This window comes from Chitinophaga sp. CB10 (assembly GCA_001870995.2).
Classification (GTDB): domain Bacteria; phylum Bacteroidota; class Bacteroidia; order Chitinophagales; family Chitinophagaceae; genus Chitinophaga.
In genome coordinates this window covers 34,031-52,327 of the sequence record MLAV02000011.1, presented here as the reverse complement: position 1 = coordinate 52,327, position 18,297 = coordinate 34,031, and the positions used below count along the sequence as shown (strand labels likewise).

The 18,297-nt window shown below is 50.3% G+C and carries 20 protein-coding genes; 11 read left to right on the top strand and 9 right to left on the bottom strand.

What is annotated here, in order from left to right; all coding sequences use genetic code 11:
• The first annotated feature begins 25 nt into the window (after positions 1 to 25).
• Together BOC67_RS16310 and BOC67_RS16305 are read left to right on the top strand one after the other, a co-directional pair.
• A complete protein-coding gene (locus BOC67_RS16310) occupies positions 26 to 553 on the top strand; it encodes a MerR family transcriptional regulator (protein WP_291911686.1) in 528 nt (175 codons plus the stop codon).
• A gap of 11 nt (positions 554 to 564) precedes the next feature.
• Positions 565 to 1,083 carry a thioredoxin domain-containing protein gene (locus tag BOC67_RS16305; RefSeq protein WP_291911685.1) on the top strand — a complete coding sequence of 173 codons (519 nt, stop codon included), beginning with the start codon at positions 565 to 567 and terminating at the stop codon, positions 1,081 to 1,083.
• 54 nt (positions 1,084 to 1,137) lie between these two features.
• Here BOC67_RS16305 and BOC67_RS16300 read toward each other — a convergent pair whose 3' ends face one another.
• Positions 1,138 to 2,238, bottom strand: a complete 1,101-nt coding sequence (locus tag BOC67_RS16300; RefSeq protein ID WP_291911683.1) for a mechanosensitive ion channel domain-containing protein — start codon at positions 2,236 to 2,238, stop codon at positions 1,138 to 1,140.
• A gap of 96 nt (positions 2,239 to 2,334) precedes the next feature.
• Positions 2,335 to 3,480, bottom strand: a complete 1,146-nt coding sequence (locus BOC67_RS16295) for an amidohydrolase family protein (protein ID WP_291911682.1) — start codon at positions 3,478 to 3,480, stop codon at positions 2,335 to 2,337.
• 100 nt (positions 3,481 to 3,580) lie between these two features.
• Between BOC67_RS16295 and prfA the strand changes: the two genes are divergently transcribed.
• The 3 genes from prfA (at position 3,581) to BOC67_RS16280 (ending at position 6,262) form a co-directional block, all read left to right on the top strand.
• A complete protein-coding gene (prfA, locus tag BOC67_RS16290; protein WP_291911681.1) occupies positions 3,581 to 4,645 on the top strand; it encodes a peptide chain release factor 1 in 1,065 nt (354 codons plus the stop codon).
• A 187-nt stretch (positions 4,646 to 4,832) separates the two neighbouring features.
• The gene (locus tag BOC67_RS16285; RefSeq protein ID WP_291911680.1) at positions 4,833 to 5,408 is read left to right on the top strand and encodes a hypothetical protein; all 576 of its coding nucleotides are present in this window, start codon (positions 4,833 to 4,835) and stop codon (positions 5,406 to 5,408) included.
• Positions 5,409 to 5,656: 248 nt separating this feature from the next.
• Positions 5,657 to 6,262 (top strand): OmpA family protein, encoded by a 606-nt coding sequence (locus BOC67_RS16280; protein WP_291911678.1) that lies wholly within the window; start codon positions 5,657 to 5,659, stop codon positions 6,260 to 6,262.
• Between the two features lie 71 nt (positions 6,263 to 6,333).
• Here BOC67_RS16280 and BOC67_RS16275 read toward each other — a convergent pair whose 3' ends face one another.
• From BOC67_RS16275 to BOC67_RS16260, 4 genes are all read right to left on the bottom strand, one after another.
• Positions 6,334 to 6,729 (bottom strand): VanZ family protein, encoded by a 396-nt coding sequence (locus BOC67_RS16275; protein ID WP_291911677.1) that lies wholly within the window; start codon positions 6,727 to 6,729, stop codon positions 6,334 to 6,336.
• A gap of 103 nt (positions 6,730 to 6,832) precedes the next feature.
• Positions 6,833 to 7,213, bottom strand: a complete 381-nt coding sequence (gene gcvH / locus BOC67_RS16270; protein ID WP_291911676.1) for a glycine cleavage system protein GcvH — start codon at positions 7,211 to 7,213, stop codon at positions 6,833 to 6,835.
• 58 nt (positions 7,214 to 7,271) lie between these two features.
• Positions 7,272 to 7,931 (bottom strand): peptidylprolyl isomerase, encoded by a 660-nt coding sequence (locus tag BOC67_RS16265; RefSeq protein ID WP_291911675.1) that lies wholly within the window; start codon positions 7,929 to 7,931, stop codon positions 7,272 to 7,274.
• Positions 7,932 to 7,938: 7 nt separating this feature from the next.
• On the bottom strand, positions 7,939 to 8,274 hold the full coding sequence (locus BOC67_RS16260; protein ID WP_291911674.1) for a hypothetical protein: 336 nt from the start codon (positions 8,272 to 8,274) through the stop codon (positions 7,939 to 7,941).
• A 215-nt stretch (positions 8,275 to 8,489) separates the two neighbouring features.
• On the opposite strand from BOC67_RS16260, the gene BOC67_RS16255 reads away from it, so the two are divergent.
• From BOC67_RS16255 to rsgA, 5 genes are all read left to right on the top strand, one after another.
• A complete protein-coding gene (locus tag BOC67_RS16255) occupies positions 8,490 to 9,491 on the top strand; it encodes a MoxR family ATPase (protein WP_291911672.1) in 1,002 nt (333 codons plus the stop codon).
• Between the two features lie 50 nt (positions 9,492 to 9,541).
• On the top strand, positions 9,542 to 10,408 hold the full coding sequence (locus tag BOC67_RS16250; RefSeq protein WP_291911671.1) for a DUF58 domain-containing protein: 867 nt from the start codon (positions 9,542 to 9,544) through the stop codon (positions 10,406 to 10,408).
• A 17-nt stretch (positions 10,409 to 10,425) separates the two neighbouring features.
• Complete coding sequence (locus BOC67_RS16245; protein ID WP_291911669.1) at positions 10,426 to 11,409, top strand: hypothetical protein; 984 nt, start codon at positions 10,426 to 10,428, stop codon at positions 11,407 to 11,409.
• Between the two features lie 30 nt (positions 11,410 to 11,439).
• The gene (locus tag BOC67_RS16240) at positions 11,440 to 12,450 is read left to right on the top strand and encodes a VWA domain-containing protein (RefSeq protein ID WP_291911668.1); all 1,011 of its coding nucleotides are present in this window, start codon (positions 11,440 to 11,442) and stop codon (positions 12,448 to 12,450) included.
• A 91-nt stretch (positions 12,451 to 12,541) separates the two neighbouring features.
• Positions 12,542 to 13,471: a ribosome small subunit-dependent GTPase A gene (gene rsgA / locus BOC67_RS16235; protein ID WP_291911667.1), complete on the top strand. Its 930-nt coding sequence runs from the start codon at positions 12,542 to 12,544 to the stop codon at positions 13,469 to 13,471.
• A 36-nt stretch (positions 13,472 to 13,507) separates the two neighbouring features.
• On the opposite strand, the gene BOC67_RS16230 is transcribed toward rsgA, so the two are convergent.
• On the bottom strand, positions 13,508 to 13,654 hold the full coding sequence (locus BOC67_RS16230) for a hypothetical protein (protein ID WP_291911666.1): 147 nt from the start codon (positions 13,652 to 13,654) through the stop codon (positions 13,508 to 13,510).
• Between the two features lie 199 nt (positions 13,655 to 13,853).
• Positions 13,854 to 14,393 (bottom strand): gamma carbonic anhydrase family protein, encoded by a 540-nt coding sequence (locus BOC67_RS16225; RefSeq protein ID WP_291911665.1) that lies wholly within the window; start codon positions 14,391 to 14,393, stop codon positions 13,854 to 13,856.
• 90 nt (positions 14,394 to 14,483) lie between these two features.
• On the opposite strand from BOC67_RS16225, the gene BOC67_RS16220 reads away from it, so the two are divergent.
• The gene (locus BOC67_RS16220; RefSeq protein ID WP_291911663.1) at positions 14,484 to 15,665 is read left to right on the top strand and encodes an aspartate aminotransferase family protein; all 1,182 of its coding nucleotides are present in this window, start codon (positions 14,484 to 14,486) and stop codon (positions 15,663 to 15,665) included.
• Positions 15,666 to 15,706: 41 nt separating this feature from the next.
• Here BOC67_RS16220 and BOC67_RS16215 read toward each other — a convergent pair whose 3' ends face one another.
• Complete coding sequence (locus BOC67_RS16215) at positions 15,707 to 18,214, bottom strand: DUF5686 family protein (RefSeq protein WP_291911662.1); 2,508 nt, start codon at positions 18,212 to 18,214, stop codon at positions 15,707 to 15,709.
• Positions 18,215 to 18,297: the final 83 nt, after the last annotated feature.

Below are 18,297 nucleotides of genomic sequence, written 5' to 3'. Positions count from 1 at the left end.
ATTTTTCAACGTGTTTTTTACTGCCATGCACCAATTAGACCTTTTCTCCGCAACAGGAAGTCCCCCTCCTTTGCCCCCGGCAAACAAGGCGGCGCCCAAGTCTAAAGCAAAAGTGAAGGCGGTGGCCCCCTCCGCAGCCGATGTTCCTGCCAATGGCAATGGCCGGAAGCGGGGGCGCAAATCATTGAAAGAATTTTCGGAAGACCCGGATCTGATTATGGAATTGGACAAACTGGCATTGGACAAACAATACTATTCCATCAGTGAAGTTGCCGCTATGTTTAAGGTAAATACTTCGCTGATCCGTTATTGGGAGAATGAATTTGATATACTCCAACCCAAAAAGAACCGCAAAGGTGACCGCCTGTTCCGCCAGGAGGATATTCAACACCTGAAACTTATCTACCACCTCCTGCGGGAAAGGAAGTACACCATCGAAGGGGCCAAGCAAAAGCTGAAGGAAGACCGTAAGCTGGCAGCCCGCAATTTCGAAATGGTACAAGCTTTGCTAAAGGTTAGAGGTTTTTTGACCGAACTGAAAGATCAATTATAAAATACAAGGTTATGCGATTAAAAATGTTACTATTAGGTGGTGGCTTGCTGGTCTCCTCCCTGACATGGGCTCAATCCAACAGCAACGACAAGGTGCTGAAAGGAAAGATCGACATGAAAACGCTCATGAACGGTAGCGAGTACGCCTGGTTCTATAAAGGGGTAAACGACTACCAGCCTAATGATAATATGCTCAACTATATCAAATCCAACCGTACCAATTTCAACATTGTAGCGGTACTCGGCACATGGGATCAAACCAGCCGCGATGTAGTTCCACAACTCTATAAAGTAATGATCATGGGTGGCAGCCCGGAAGAGCAGGTGACCATGTTTGGCGCTGACCAGAAAATGAATACCGACGCCCCTACCGATTACAAAGTGAAAAAAGTCCCTACCATCATCGTTTTCAAAGATGGTAAGGAAGAAGGCCGCATCGTAGGCGCTCCCAAGGAGTCCATCGAGGCAGACCTGTCCCGCATTCTGCTGAAGAGCAGCAAGGGCGATAAGCCTGCCAAGGGAGAAGAGTAAAAAACATACTCCGACAGACATAAAAAAAGGACGCCGTAAAGCGTCCTTTTTTGTTTATGATGCGTTGTGCAACACCACGTTGGTACTGCTGCCCGGCAGCTTGATGCCTTCCTTGTCCAGCGCCTGCATGATCGCGAGGTTGACCTCCTCCCGCAGCGCGGCGTACTGCTGGCCGTCAATAATATAGGTGTTGAAGATCACCTGCACCAGTACGGTGTCCTTATTGAAATCGTGCAGGTTCACGGTAAAGCCTTCCAGTATTTTTTTATTGCCGGAAAGGATGGCGCGGATGTCCTTCAATATCGCCATGATACGGTCCGGTGGCGTATCCCCGCTCAATTCCAATTTCATGTTCACCCGTTGCTGCGTACGTAATGAAAGGTTATCGAGGATACTGTCAACCATTTTCTTATTAGGCACGGTCACAAAAGTCTTTTCCAATGTACGTATGCGCGTGCTGCGCAGCCCTATCTTTTCTACAGTCCCCTGGTAAGCGTCTACCTTAACGTTGTCGCCTACCCTAAAAGGTTTGTCGAAGAAAATAATGAAAGAGCCGATCAGGTTTTCGATGCTCTCTTTGGCTGCAAGGGCAAGGGCCGCCGCGCCAATTCCAAGACCCGCAATGATCTTTTCTACCAGCGCCACGCCAAACAGTATCCGGATGAAGGCAATGGCCCCCATGATAAAGATGATCGCTTTAAAAAAGTCGCGGAAGAAAATAACAAACTGGTTGTCCGTCATATCCGGCGTTTGATCCGCCTTCTTTTCCAGCACCAGCGCCACAAAATCGATCAATCGCAATACGATCCAGATGATGCTCATGGTGAGCGCCAGCTCCAGCAGGGTGTCCGTCACATGCTGCAACGTGGCCTTCCCGTAGACGTTCACATTCAGGACGGACGGGAATTTAAACCTGTCGATCGTAAACATGAAGGTCACCAGCAGGAAGAAGAATTCCAGTGGCTTCAGCAGCAGCTCCACAAAGCTGGTTTGCTCAATCAGGGGCGACCAGCGCTTGACCAGCCTAAACAGCAATGCCGCCACAATTTTTGACAGGTACCGTTTGATCACGGTTACAAAGAGCAGTACCCCAATCAGTATCAGGTAATCCCTGACCGGGTTATCGAGGATAATGGTATCCAAAAACTTATTCATATTCACGGGAGGTGATAATTTTTGATGCCGGTATGCACCCGGCGGGCCCGAATTTCCGGAAATTCTGCCGTATAAATGCTTAGGCGGCTAATTTATTTAGAACAGTCGCATCACTTCTTCGTTCAGCAGCAATACTCCCGGCTGGCTGCCAGGCGTGAAACTGCCGTACCGGCCGCTGATACCCAGCGCCGCGGCGCCATTGCTGGTGGCCCATTGCAACAGCTCTTCGAGCGGAATGCCGGGAAAATGCGCCCGGATGGTTTTAATCTCTTCCCAAACTGACAACTGGTGATTGGAAGCCAGGCTGTCCGTACCAATCGCAATATTGCAATTCATTTTTCGGAGCAACGCAATATCCGGCAGGCGGTCTTCTATATACAGGTTGGCGTTGGGGCACAGGCACCACCAGGTTTCCAGCGGTTGCGACTGAGCAAAGCGGATATCCGCTTCGGAGGTAAAAGTATTATGCACCAGCAGGAGCTTTTGGCCGGCAAAATACGGCAGGTAAGCCTCGATGCTATTGCCGCCGGTGGGCTCGAACCCGGAGATATCCATGTTAAATGTGGCGTAAAATTGCATGAAATCCCCGGTTTTGCTGCCAAAAAGCTGATTTTCCGCCGCCGTTTCCTGGTTGTGGATGCTGACCGGCGTATTATCCGGCGTAGCGGCCAGTTTCTCGAACAGCGTTTTACTCACGGAATAGGGCGCATGCGGCACGAGGGAGCACTGGTGCAGGCGGCCGTTGATCTGCCGGAAAGCTTCCAATACGCCCAAACTGTACTGGTAGCGGCTTTCAGCGCCGGCATCCGCAACGCCCATACATTCCACAAACGTGTGGAAGTAAAGAGTACTATTTTTTTTAGGGGGGAGAGAAGAGTCACCGTTACTGATGTCACCCACCGCGTTAACACCCGCATTCCACATGGCCTGTGCCGCTGTCGCCATGGCCGCCTGAGGGTCCGCTGCCCCGGACGCCCGGCGCTGCATTACCTGCGTGAGGAAGGCCGGAAGCCCCGTTTTTTCAGGAATGACGCCTTTCATGTGGGATAATTCCAGGTGGCAATGCGTATTTACAAAGCCCGGCAGGAGGATGCCATCCACTTCCCGGATAGCTTCACCCGCGGCTGATTCGTCTGTAATGCCAGTAACCACGCCACTTTCGTCGAGCAGCAGCACTTTATTTCCACCTAAAAACCGATGCCCGTCAAATATATCTTTTCCCTTTAATTTGATCTGTTTCAACAACCCTGGTGTTTAATTACGTGAATGATGTTAATTTTGCATCCCGATTGAGTAGCGTTTCTACCCCATTGGGTGGAATACTCAAAAGTCAAAGATAATTATGATAGACAAACTGGAAGCTATAAAAGGCCGATTTGAACAGGTATCGTTGGCCCTTACCAACCCCGAGGTGGTAAGTGATAACAAAAAGTTTGGCCAGCTGAGTAAGGAATACCGTCAGTTGGAGAAGATTGTAAAGGCCTATGATGCCTACCGCAACCTGCTGGACAATATCGCCTTTAATAAAGAAGTGCTGGATAGCGGAGATGAGGAGATGCGCGAACTTGCAAAAGCCGAAACCGAACAACTCCAGGAGCAGAAGGTAGCGCAGGAAGAGCATATCCGCAACCTGCTGATCCCTAAGGATCCGCAGGACGAGAAGAACGCGATGCTGGAGATCCGCGCCGGTACCGGTGGGGATGAGGCCAGCCTCTTTGCGGGCGACCTCCTTCGCATGTACCTCCGTTTCTGCGAGCTGAAAGGCTGGAGCACCAGCGTAATCAGCGAAAACCCCGGTTCTGCCGGCGGTTATAAAGAAGTGGTGCTGGAAGTAACTGGAGATGACGTATATGGTACCCTGAAGTTTGAATCAGGCGTACACCGTGTGCAGCGTGTGCCGGCAACGGAAGCCTCCGGCCGTGTGCATACCTCCGCGGCTACCGTGGCGGTGCTGCCGGAAGCGGAAGACGTGGACGTGGAAATCCGTGAAGCCGATATCAAGATGGATACCTTCCGTTCCAGCGGTGCAGGTGGCCAGCACGTAAACAAGACGGAATCCGCCGTGCGCCTGACGCACATCCCTACCGGCGTGGTGGTGGAATGCCAGGAAGGCCGCAGCCAGCACTCCAACCGCGACCTGGCCATGAAAATGCTCCGTACCCGCATCTACGAAGCGGCAGTGCGCAAGCATGAGGACGCCATTGCCAGCCAGCGTAAGAGCCTTGTATCCACGGGCGACCGCTCTGCCAAAATCAGGACTTACAACTATCCGCAAGGCCGCGTAACGGATCACAGGATCGGGATGACTGTCTATAACCTGGATGCGTTCATGAACGGCGATATCAAAGATATGATCGAGGCGCTTGCCTTTGCTGAAAATGCGGAGAAACTGAAGCAGGGCAGCTGATAGCGGCACTGTTTCAGTTAATCCTTCGGCGTTAATGTTTGAACTGTGAGCGGGGGCTATATGCGCCTGCTCACTTACAATTTGTTAATAGAAACTTTTCACTGATCTGTCCGTATCTTCTGGAAAAATCCTACATTTAATCCAGTTGTGAAACCGTATTTTCTCCCCCACTTTAAATCATAATACCATGTTCGAGCAATTACTGCAATTGGTTCAGGAGCACGCGCAAATTGCCGTGGTTAACAATCCTGCTGTCCCTAATGATCAAAACCAGGCGGTGGTACAGGCTGCCACGGAATCTATCACATCCAGCCTGCAACAGGAGCTGGCCAACGGCAATACAGCCGGGGTGCTCAGCCTACTGGGCGGTCAGTCGGACACGAACGCCAATCCGTTGGTAAACAATATTTCCAACAATTTCCTGGATACGCTGTTAAAGAAATTTAACCTGGACAAGGGAGCCGCTACCCAAATTGCCGGCAGCCTGATCCCTGCGGTGCTGGGATCCCTGGTTAACAAAACGAATGACCCGTCCAACAAAGGTTTTAGCCTGGATGGCATCCTCGGTTCCCTGACCGGCGGCGCTTCTTCCGGGATGGACATCGGCGGAATCCTCGGTAAGCTGAAAGGCGGCCTGGATAAAGATGGCGATGGCGATGTGGATTTCAACGACCTCAAAAATGTACTGAGCAATGGCGCCAAACAACAACAGGGGAACAGCGGAGCCGGTTTCGGGGATGTGCTGAAGAATCTTTTTGGGTAATTCCGGGGGTAATGCAATTATAGTTGTAGATTTTTTTATATTTTTTAACACTTGCAAAGCAACGTATTTGCCTAAGAAATTCGACTTTGGCAGTATATTTGTTGAGCAGGGAAAATGACGGAGAGCCGTCATCCTCATAATTACATAATACCTTCATATCAAAAATTACTATGATGAAAAAATTAAATGTTCTGGTAGCAGTGGTCTTATCCGTAACAATGCTGTTTAGTTGTAAAACCTGGCAGAGCATGGACAATACTAAGAAAGGTGCTGCAATTGGCGTAGGCGGCGGTGCTGCTGCGGGCGCTGTAATCGGTAAAGTTGCTGGTAACACGGCATTGGGAGCTATCCTGGGTGCGGTTATCGGTGGCGCCGGCGGTGCGATTATCGGTAAGAAAATGGACAAACAGGCACAGGAAATTAAAAACGAAGTGCCAAATGCGACAGTAGAACGTGTGGGTGAAGGTATTAACGTGAAGTTTGACGCTGGCGTACTGTTTGGTTTCGATAAATCCGACCTCTCTCCTGCTGCGCAGAACAGCATTACCCAACTGGCTGAAGTGCTGAACAAGTATCCTGATACATATGTACGTGTAGAAGGTCATACTGACTCAAAAGGTACAGACGAGTACAACATGGGTCTGTCTCAGCGCAGGGTTAACAGCGTAACCGCTTTCCTGATCAAACAGGGCGTGGCTGCTTCCCGTATCCAGGGCTTTGCCTATGGCGAATCTCAGCCGATTGCTGATAACGAAACTGAAGAAGGCCGTGCTAAAAACCGTCGTGTTGAGTTCTCCATCTTTGCGAACGACAAGATGAAGGCTGATGCGAAGAAAGAAGCTGGTCAGCAGTAATAAAGAATTTTAAGGTACACTTATTTCTCATAAGCTGAAAATACATTCCCTCCTGGTTTCAGGAGGGATTTTTATTTTCCGGAGGTTTTATTTTTTGTCAGGAGCGCGATAAAAATCTTGAAGACGAAAACGCCCGCGATAGCGCCAATGGTATCTGCGAGGGCATCCATGAGGTCGAAGCTGCGGCCTACGGTATAGTACTTCTGGATGAATTCAATGGCCAGTCCGTACAATGCGGCAAATAGAACGAACAGTACCTGCAGGCCGGGGGATACCTGTTTCCGGGCCCAGTAAATAGCGAGATTGAGAAAGAAGACGATACCGCCGAAGAGGCTGAAGTGAACGAATTTATCAAAATGAATTTTTTCCAGGAATGAGTTGTTGGGGATGTCGTTACCGGGCAGCGTACAAAGCACCATGATCAAAATCAGCCACAGCGCAGCCGGCAGGAAATATCTCTTTTTCATTTACCGTAGTTTCCTTTAAGGTCTTTATGCACGAAGGACAACGGGCGCATGTAATAACGCGGCCTGTTGTCCTTCGTAAGTATAGTAAGTATGATTATCCTGCTTATTCGCCTACCAGCGCCTGGTAAGCAGCAGCGTCCAGCAAACCTTCTACGTCAGCAGGGTTATTAACGGTCATTTTCACCATCCAGCCATCGCCGTATGGGTCCTGGTTAACCAGTTCAGGGCTGCCATCCAGTTCAGGATTGATTTCGTTGATTGTACCAGCAACAGGCAGGAACAGGTCAGACACTGTTTTTACCGCTTCTACAGTACCAAATACTTCTTCCGCTCCGAGGGATTTGCCTACGGTTGGAATATCAACAAAAACGATGTCACCCAATTCACGTTGAGCAAATTCAGTGATACCGATAGTAGCTGTGTTACCTTCTAACAGAACCCATTCGTGGTCCTTTGTGTAACGCAGATTGGATGGAAAATTCATACAAGTTTGATTTTTGAGCCGTAAAAATACAGAAAGTTATATTACAATGAGTTCCCGGCTAAAAGAATAGCCATTTTTTCTTCAGCCTGATTTTCATGGGAATATCGGCTTCCGGGCGATCATTTTTATCGGTTTTGGCAGCGGCAATTTTGTCAATAATATCCATGCCTTTTATCACCTGGCCAAACACGGTGTAGCTCTGATCCAGGTGTGGCGTGCCGCCAACGGTTTTGTACACCTCCCGCTGATCCAGCGGTATTTTGCGGCCGCCGAGGCGGGTTCTTTCCAGCGTGTCCAGCTGCCCGTCGGTGAAAACCTTCCCCTGCACGATATAGAACTGGCAGCCGGAAGATGCTTTGTCCGGCCGGTTTTCCCGGGCCGCCGCCAGCGCGCCTTTGCGGTGGAAGAGGTCCAGCTCGAACTCCGCAGGAATGGTATAACCCACATCTCCTTCGCCTAATTGCTGACCGGGTTTAGCGTGTTTGGAATCCGGATCGCCGCCCTGTATCATAAAATTTTTGATCACCCGGTGAAACAGCGTACTGTCGTAGAAGTGACGGCGGGCGAGTTTGATGAAGTTGTCCCGGTGCTTCGGCGTCTGGTCGTACAACTGCACGATCATGGTGCCATAGGGCGTAATGATCTTCACTTTGCGGTTCTTAGCAAAAGCTACGGCCACTACCAGCAGCAGGGCGCCAAGGAGTAACAATTTTTTCATAATGAGGTTAGTCTTCCTTTTCGTTAAAGTAAGCAATGATGTGTTCTTTTAAAAACTGTTCCTGTTCCGCCATTTCCATTTTAGGAACGGGCTGTACTTCTTTAAAATGCGGCCATCCGTCCTTATCGTAGCCTTCCAGCTCAAAATAGCCGCTCTGGCTGAGCAGGGTGCATACGGCCACGTGCATCAGGTCCTGTTTCTGTTCTTTGGTGTATTTCTTTTTCAGGTTATTAATTTCGTTCATGCCTATGAGAAACAGTATCGCTTCCATATTCGGGGTCTTGCCGAATCTTTCTGTGAGCATATCCTCTATAGGTTTCCAGCGTTGCGCGAAGTCCTCCATAGTCTATAAATTTAGCTTGAACAGCAAATGTACACCAAGCTAAATTATTATGATAAAAGGAAGCGCTTTATTAATTTGGGCGGCCGGAGGGGGTAAAAATGAGCAAGACCCGCCACGGTGGCAAGTTTAACAGCACTTTAACGGGCCATTCACATAGTGATAAGTTTTATTTGTTCTAAGAATGATTATTTTAGCACACCTGAAAAATAATTAGCATGGAAAATACATCATCCGACATCCGACAACTGAATGAGAAGATTCACCAGGCCAGCGCCTTCGTGGATCTGTTAAACTTGGAGCTGGGTAAAGTAATCGTAGGGCAGAAATACATGGTAGAGCGCCTGCTCATCGGCCTGCTGGCCCAGGGGCACGTGCTGCTGGAAGGTGTGCCGGGTTTGGCTAAAACCCTGTCCATCAAATCCCTGTCATCTGCCATCAATGGTAAATTCAGCCGTATTCAGTTTACGCCCGACCTGTTGCCGGCGGATGTTATCGGTACAATGATCTATAATCAGCAACGCAACGAATTCATGGTACGCCGTGGTCCTATCTTCGCCAACTTTATCCTGGCGGATGAGATCAACCGCGCCCCGGCCAAGGTTCAGAGCGCCCTGCTGGAAGCCATGCAGGAAAGACAGATCACCATTGGCGACAGCACTTTCAAACTGGACGAGCCTTTCCTGGTACTGGCTACCCAAAACCCGATCGAGCAGGAAGGTACCTATATGCTCCCTGAAGCGCAGGTAGACCGTTTCATGCTCAAAGTGGTGATCGGCTATCCTACCCGGGAAGAAGAACGTCATATCATCCGCCAGAACCTGAACCCGCAGGCTACGCCAGAAATCCGCCCGGTTATCCAGCCTTCCGATATCCTGGAAGCGCGTAAGCTGGTGCGCGAGGTGTACATGGATGAGAAGATCGAAAAATATATCATCGATATCGTTTTTGCGACCCGTAATCCGGAAGACTATAAACTGCAGAAGCTGAAGCCGCTCATCGCCTACGGCGGTTCCCCAAGGGCCAGCATCAACCTGGCGCTGGCTGCCAAAGCCTACGCCTTTATGAAACGCAGAGGTTATGTAATCCCGGAAGACGTGCGCAGCATCTGCTTCGACGTCATGCGCCACCGCGTTGGACTCACCTATGAAGCAGAAGCAGAGAACGTTACCAGCGAAAATATCCTCAGCGAAATCCTGAACGCGGTAGAAGTGCCTTAATAGCTGCACTCCTGCCCGCAACCTCATTTCGTCACACAAATACTTACCAGGTGGATACTGCTGAAATACTTAAAAAGGTCCGACAGATTGAGATCAAAACAAAAGGTCTTACCAATCACATATTTGCAGGCGAATATCACAGCGCCTTCAAAGGCCGTGGTATGTCGTTCAGCGAAGTAAGGGAATACCACTTCGGGGATGATGTACGCTCTATCGACTGGAACGTAACCGCCCGCTTCAATACGCCCTTCATCAAAGTATTTGAGGAAGAAAGGGAACTGACCGTAATGCTCCTCGTCGACGTGAGCGAAAGCTCCGCCTTCGGCACAAAGAAGCAGGACAAACGGCACCTGATTACCGAGCTGTGCGCCGTGCTGGCCTTTTCCGCCATCAACAACAACGATAAGGTAGGCGTCATCTTCTTCAGCGATGGAATGGAAAGATATATCCCTCCTAAAAAAGGTAAATCGCATATCCTTTTCATTATCCGTGAGCTCCTATCGATTACGCCTAAACGAAAAGGAACTAACCTGAAGGAAACGCTGCGTTTCTTCAATAACGCGACAAAAAAGAGAAGTATCGTATTCGTGCTGAGTGACTTCCTTTCCGATGATTACCAGGATGCCCTCAACATCGCCTCCAAAAGGCATGATGTGGTAGGCGTACACGTGTATGACCAGCGGGATAAGGAACTGCCGGCCGTAGGGCTCATACAGGTGTCCGATGCGGAAACCGGCGCCGTGCAGTGGATCGATACCAATGACAGACAGGTACGGCAGTACTACGAGCGGCAGTTTGCGCAGCATGCGCAATACTGCAAAAACGCATTCCTGAAAAGCGGTGCGGAACTCGTATCCGTACGTACCGACGAGGATTATGTAAAGGCATTGCAAACATTTTTCCTCAACAGAGCATAAAGCGGAGCAAAGAAATCATGTACATACAAAAAATAATCATCCGTCTTTTTTTATGTTTTTTACCGGGCCTGGTACTGCCCGGCACACTGCTGGCGCAGACGGCGCCTGAAGTGCATGCCGGCGTGGACACTACCAGTATCAGGATCGGGGAACAGATAAAACTCCGGTTGACGGCTACCATACCGGCCGAACAGTTGAAGGGCATCCGCCTGGGCTTCCCTATACTGCCGGATTCGCTGGATCATTTTGAAGTGGTATCCCGCTCTTCCGTAGATACCAGCGGCGATGATAAGCTGAAAGTACTGGGGCAAACCTTCGTGATCACCAGCTTCGACTCCGGCCACTGGGAAATCCCGGCCATGCGGTTTGAAGTGCTGCAAAACAACAGCTCGCTGGCGGATTCCCTCTACACCCAGCCTGTAGGCATCGATGTAGGCACCGTAGCGGTAGACACCACGAAGGCGTTCAAGCCCATCAAATCCGTTGTGGCAGCGCCCTGGCGGATATGGGACTACTGGATGGAGATCACAGGCGGTATGCTGCTGGTGCTGATCATCATCGGTATCATCTGGTACCTGCGCACCCGTAAAAAGAGCGTGCCTGAAGTACCAACGCCAACGGTTACACCGTATGAGCTGGCCATGCAACAACTGAAAGCCCTGAAGGAAGATAAGGTATGGGAAAACGGCGATGTGAAAGGCTATTATACCCGCCTCACCGATATTTTGCGTACCTACTTTGAGCACCAGTTCGGCATTGCCGCGCTGGAACAAACTTCAGAGGAACTGTTACAAAACATCAAGCCTGTTACCAAGCTTAACCAGCAAAGGGACAAGTTGCGCAGCATATTGGCCGTTGCTGACCTGGCCAAATTCGCGAAGCTGCAGCCCAGTGCAGATGAACACCTCACCTGCATGCAGAAAGCGGAGGAAATATTGGAATGGACACGCCCGAAAGCAGAGGAAACCTCCGGGGAAGGCGTGGTCACCCAGGAAGCATAACATTAACAGAAAGGATATAATCAGATATTAATGGATCTATCTACTTGGAAAAATATTGAATTTGCCCACCCGGCATTCTTCTGGCTACTGCTGCTGGCGCCGGTGATGGTCTATTGGTATATATCCAGGCGTAAAAAACAGCAGGGCGTAATGATGCTGTCCTCATTACAAGGGCTGAAAGGCTTCCCGGTTTCCTGGAAAGTCCGCTTCCGGCCACTGCTGCTGGTATTGCGTTTGCTGGCCTTCGCAGCGCTGGTAACAGCGCTGGCCCGCCCGCAAACGAGTAATACCTCGGAGAATATCGACAGCGAAGGTATAGACATCGTGCTGGCGATCGACATCTCCGGAAGTATGCTGGCGCAGGACCTGCAGCCCAACAGGCTGGAAGCGGCGAAGAATGTAGCGATGGACTTTGTGGATAAACGCATCAGCGACCGCATCGGCCTCGTGGTCTTCTCCGGCGAAAGCTTTACCCAATGCCCTATCACTACGGATCATGGCGTATTGAAAAGTCAGATCATGCAGGTGAAAAGCGGCATGCTGCAGGATGGTACCGCCATCGGTATGGGGCTGGCCACTTCGGTAGACAGGTTGCGGAGCAGCCATGCGAAAAGCAAGGTGATCATCCTCCTGACGGATGGGGTGAATAACACCGGCCTCGTAGACCCGCTCACTGCACTGGAAATAGCCAAGGCGTTCAAGATCCGCGTTTACACCATTGGCGTGGGTACCGTAGGCAAGGCGCCGTTCCCGATGCCGATGCCGGATGGCTCCGTGCAAACGGTGATGCAGGACGTGCAGATCGATGAGCCGCTGATGAAAAAGATTTCCAAGGAAACCGGCGGACAGTACTTCCGCGCTACCAATACCAACGACCTGAAACATGTGTACGACGAAATTGACCAGATGGAGAAAACCAAGGTGGAAATCACTTCCTACAAGAAGTTTGCAGAACACTTCTTCCCGTTGGCAATGATCGCGCTGGCATGCATCCTGTTGGAGACGCTGCTGAGATACACGCTCTTCCGCAGTTTACCATAAACCGCATTAACTTATACCGCAATGCCCTGCCCACCCGGCGGGGCATTTTTTTTATTCTTAACTTTGAGCATCAATTATTAAACACGAGGCATTGCAAGCTACAATATACAAGTCAACAGGCAGTTGGTATGTGGTAAAAACCAACGATGGCGCGATTTACCAGGCGAGAATGAAGGGTATCTTTAAAAAGAATGAAGATATCACTTCCACGAATCCCGTGGCCGTTGGCGACCTGGTGGAGATTGAACCGGAAGAGGGAGATACCGCCAATGCGATGATCACGGACATTGGAGAACGCAGGAATTACATCGTGCGCAGCTCTCCCCATGGCCGGAATAAAAAACATATTGTAGCGGCCAACCTGGATCAGGCCATCCTGATCTGCACCCTGAAGGAGCCGAAAACCTCCCAGGGCTTTATCGATCGCTTCCTTGTTACGGCGGCTGCTTACCACATTCCCGTAGTGCTTATCTTCAACAAAAAGGATATTTACAAGGATAAGGAAATGGAGCGGTACGAGGAGCTGCACGAGTTATACACCAGTATAGGCTACCCCGTTATGCTGATTTCCGCAAAGGAAGAAGACGGTATCGACGAAGTGCGGGCCCTCCTGAAAGATAAAACCACGCTGGCTTCCGGCCATTCCGGCGTAGGTAAATCCTCCCTGATCAACGACCTGCTGCCCGGCCTGGACCTCCGTACCACCGCCGTGAGCGGATGGAGCGGTAAGGGCCTCCATACCACTACTTCCGCCGAAATGTACGACCTGCCGGATGGAGGCAGGCTGATTGACACGCCCGGCGTGCGGGAGTTCGGCATTGTGGATATCCCCAAAGCGGAACTATCACATTATTTCCTGGAAATGGTGCCCTACCTGAGCGAATGCCAGTTCAATAACTGTTTGCATATTAACGAGCCGGGATGCGCCGTAAAAGAGGCCGTCAATGAAGGTAAAATTAATGTGGACAGGTATGTGAGTTATGCGACCATCCTGGAAACCATCAACGAGAAGGAGTATTGACCTGGAAAAGCTCCCCGGGATGTCATGACAACTCCCTTATTTTTTCCTGAAGGGCGAGTTCAGCTCGTCCAGCACTTTTTCAGCACCCCAGTTGCGGCGGGGCTGCGGACAGCCTTTCTTTTGCGTACGGCAGGCGGTAACGGCTGCGACGAGCAGCAGTAGGATAAACAGGGCTTTCTTCATGGCAGATAAGGTTTAAAACAATCTTCCCATCTGCTTGCCGGCTTTCCGGTTGTGGGTTTTAATCTCTTTTGTGTAGTAGTTGGAAGACGGGCATCCCTTTTCTTGCGAAGCACAACTTACCAGCAGGATACAACCCAATAAAAGCAGGCAAATATGAGATTTCATAGGAGGATATTTGCCTGCAATATAATGAATTTTCTTAAAGCGTTTTTTCTTTCGGCAGCACATCCTCGTACCAGGAGGCGTACATGGCGTAATTCTTTGAAATACGGTTGATTTCGCCGTTGATGAGCGCCATATCAATATCCTTCACCTTTTTGGCCGGCACGCCTGCCCAGATGGTACCGGGTTCCACATGCGTATCCGCCAGTACTACGGCGCCTGCGGCAATAATACTGTTGCTGCTGATGCGGGCATTGTCCATCACGATGGCGCCCATGCCGATCAGTACATTGTCCTCAACCTTGCAACCGTGCAGGATGGCGTTATGACCGATGGATACGTTGTTACCTACAATCGTCTGCGACTTCTGGTAGGTGCAGTGAATAACGGCGCCGTCCTGGATATTTACGTTTTCGCCTATACGGATGCTGTTTACATCGCCGCGAACCACGGCGTTAAACCATACGGTGCAGCCTTTTCCCATCACTACATCGCCTACGATGGTGGCATTGGGAGCGATAAAGATGTCGTCAGCGAGTTGTGGTGTGTGACCATTTAAGGGCAGAATATGAGCCATATATAAGAGTTTTAGCGCTTGGTGTACAAATATAACAATTAGTAATTACCAGTTGTTTTCTAACTTCGCAGGTAATAGTGTGAATGAGATATGAATAACAGGCAACTTTTTTTGCAGCATGTAGCGCAAACAACGGACGCGCCGCTGGCATTGGAAATCGTGAAGGCGGAAGGAATGTACATGTGGGATGCGGACGGGAAGCAATACCTCGATCTGATTGCCGGCATCAGCGTATGTAACGTAGGGCACTGCCATCCTGCGGTGGTAAAGGCCATCCAGGAGCAGGCGCAGCAATACATGCACCTGCTGGTGTACGGAGAGTTTGTACAGTCGCCGCAGGTTGCCTATGCCAAACTGCTGACGGATCATCTGCCGGCGCACCTCAACTGCGTGTACTTCACCAACTCCGGCGCGGAAGCCGTAGAAGGCGCCATGAAGCTGGCCAAACGCTATACCGGCCGCACGGAGATTGCGGCGTTTAACCGCAGTTACCACGGCTCTACACAGGGCGCCCTCAGCATCCTCGGGGATGAATACTTCAGGAATGCCTACCGGCCGCTCTTACCGGGCATTCAACACCTGGAATACAACAATTTCGAATCCCTGGAACTGATTACCGAACATACCGCCGCCGTTATTACGGAAAGCGTACAGGGGGAAGGCGGCGTGATTGTGCCACAACCTGAATGGATACACGCACTCCGCCAAAAATGCACTGCTACCGGCACTTTGCTGGTGCTGGACGAGGTGCAGTGCGGCCTTGGACGTAATGGCACGCTGTGGGCGTTTCAGCAGCTGGGTATCGAACCGGATATACTGATACTCGGGAAAGCATTGGGAGGCGGTATGCCGCTCGGCGCTTTTATCTCCTCCAAAGACATTATGTGGAGCCTGACGAATGCTCCCATACTCGGGCATATCACTACCTTCGGAGGCCATCCGGTAAACTGCGCTGCCGGCAAAGCCGCATTCGAAGCCTTATTGCAGGAAAACATGGTGAAGGACGTGAAAGCGAAAGGAGAACTTTTCCTGCAACACCTGCAACACCCGAAAATAAAGGCGGTACGCTCCCTCGGCCTCATGATGGCCGTGCAGCTGGAAAGCTTTGAGGTCAACAAGAAAGCGATTGATTATTGCATTGCGCACGGAGTGCTGACGGACTGGTTCCTGTTTGCTTCCGACTGCATGCGCATTGCGCCGCCGCTGATCATTACGGAAGAACAGATTATCCACGCCTGCAAGGTGATTTGCGAAGCGCTGGACCAGGTATAAAACCACCGGAGAGATGGCAGCGCCATCTCTCCGGTATATTTTTAGAATGTAAGTTTGAAGCTGCCGAATACCCCGAAACGCTTGCTCTTAGGCTCGTCCGGCAAAGCCGCCGGCGCTACCCTCCATACAAAATCGACCCGCAGGAATTTGAAGATATTTTCAATACCGGTTCCCACTTCCGCATATGGATTTTTTTCCAGCGTTTTAAACGGATAACCGTTATAGAGGTTCAGCTGTTTGTTGGCATCCGAGAGGGAACCCACTACCCCTTTGGCTGTCCAGAACTGGCGCCATTTCAGCTTTTTGATCAGCGGGATATAAGCGAAGATGCCGTTGCCGATGGTATGTTCCACGTTGAATCCGGCGTATTGATCGCTGAGAAACTCGAAGCGGTTCATCATGTTGAACGCATACTTGTTGTAGTAATAGATTTCATTACCCGGGTGTACTTCGAGAGAAGTATAAGGCAGCGTTCCGAATATTTTTCCACCGTAGATGTTATAGTACAACGTTCCGAAAGGCGGCAGTTTAACGTAGTCGCTTACACTGAGGGTGAGTTTATTATACTGTTGGCTGCTGTTGGCGATACCCGGGATACCGAGCGCGTATTTCAGTTCCACGATCGGGTACTTACTGCCCAGGCTGTAGCGGTAAAAGTCGCCCTCCAGGAACTCTTCCTGGAAAGCATAGCGGAGTTTGAGCTCCACTTCCATGCTGGTCATGGGATCGCCTTTACTGCTGAAATTCTTGAAGGCTTCAATGGTAGGCAGCGGTTCGAATGGGCGCAGGCGTTTATGCGCCAGCGTTACCTGGTGGGAAAAGCCGCTGTAGTATTCCTTGAAGAATTCCACGCGTTTTTCATCGGCCAGGAGAAACTTTTGCGGTACGCCGCTTTTCCGGATGGCCAGGGTAAAGATATTATCGGAACCTACTTCATCATAGTAGTGCGAGCCATTGTCAAGATCGCGGGAGTAGGCGCCGTAGAGGTACATCCGGGGATGGCGTTTCAGCAGCCACAGGGCGGACATCTTACCTTTCCACGCTTCGTCGCTGAAGCCATACGCGAGGTAGCCATAGAGGTACAGGTCCTTATTGAATTTGGTGGTGGTGCCGAGGTCGAGCCGCATGCGGAACCCTTCCAGCCTGTTCTTGGAAAACGCGTACCAGTAAGGGCCCCATTCCAGCAGGCCGAATGGCTTATAGCCGGTGGCGAGGAACTTGATGGTATTGGAATATTTCTGGAACAGGGGCATGTTTTGCAGGCTGTCCACCATTTTGTAAATGCCTGCTTCGTTTTTGCTCAGCAGTTCCGGGCGGTTGTTGTCCCAGAAGGCTTCGTGGCGGAAACGGGCACTGTCCAGCAGGGTGATGGCCTCCGGATAGCGTTTATCCCCGAATATATTCGTGGCGGCGGTATCGTTGGTAATAACGTCCGTATAGGTGGTGGTTTTCCGGCCTATGAAATCGAGCGTTTTACCGGGTTTGGGGCTGGGCGCCCAGAAGTCGGCCACAAATTTATCCTTGTATAAAAACCAGGTACTGTCTTCCAGCTGCCGGAACTCCTGTACCAGGCTGATTTTCCGTACAAAGTTAATATTGGCGGCGGAGGGTACGGACAGCGTCGTTTTCTGCACCGCGTAGGTGGTATCGTGTACCCAGATGTCGCCCACGAACACGTTTTCCCCTTTACGTTTAGGCGTAAAGTTGAGTTTGATGAACCGCTGGTTATTAACGTATTGCGTGTCCGCAATCTTATAATCGTAGTAGAAAGCCCCGTTGTTATTGATAGGGCTCACAAACTGTTTATCGAATACGGGGATGAAGTTATCGTAGATATTGATGTTCTGGTACATCCCCCCGAGGAACTTATGTACGCTTTCGTTATCGATGCCGGAAGTACGGGCCGCTTTGATGACTTCCTTCGTTTTATGCGGTTTTGCCTGGTAGTAGTAATCGGATAAAGATTCGGTCAGGAAAATGGGCAGAAAAGGTTTGTCTTCCGAGGTACTGTCAATATTATCGAGGATAAAAGCGAATGGTTTGGTGAACCTGTTTTTGGATAATTTTTCCTTGTTCAGGTTTTTCATATCCAGCTCCAGTTTATTATAGACCTGGTACTTATAGTTATCCAGCCGGTTGTAATTGTTCTCCGGTTTATGACGGATGATCTGGCGGAGGAGGATGAGGGCAAAGTTAACGTTGGCCTTTATTTCATGTGTTTTCAGCGAAACGTCGGAGCGGGTGATATCGAAATTGATAACCTGCTCTTTCAGGTTGCGGTCCACCTTCATTTTGGTGATGTTGTAACCCATCACGCGTACCTGCAGGGAGTCCGACGGGATTACATTCAGCTCAAACAGGTAGGTACCTTCCGCATTGCTGACCATTCCGGTTTGAGTATTGGTGAACTGAAGGGTGGCGAAGGGAATAATTTCCTGGGAGTGGGCATCTCTGACAACTCCGCTTACCTTGTACTGTTGGGCCATTACGCCTGAGGACCAGGCACATACAATAAAAATGATTGCTATAATTCTTTTCCAGTCTACCATATCAGAGAACAATATTAGCGCATTTACAGGTACCCTGTACACTCGCCGGCTTCCTTAACGCTGGGATGACAAAAAAATATATT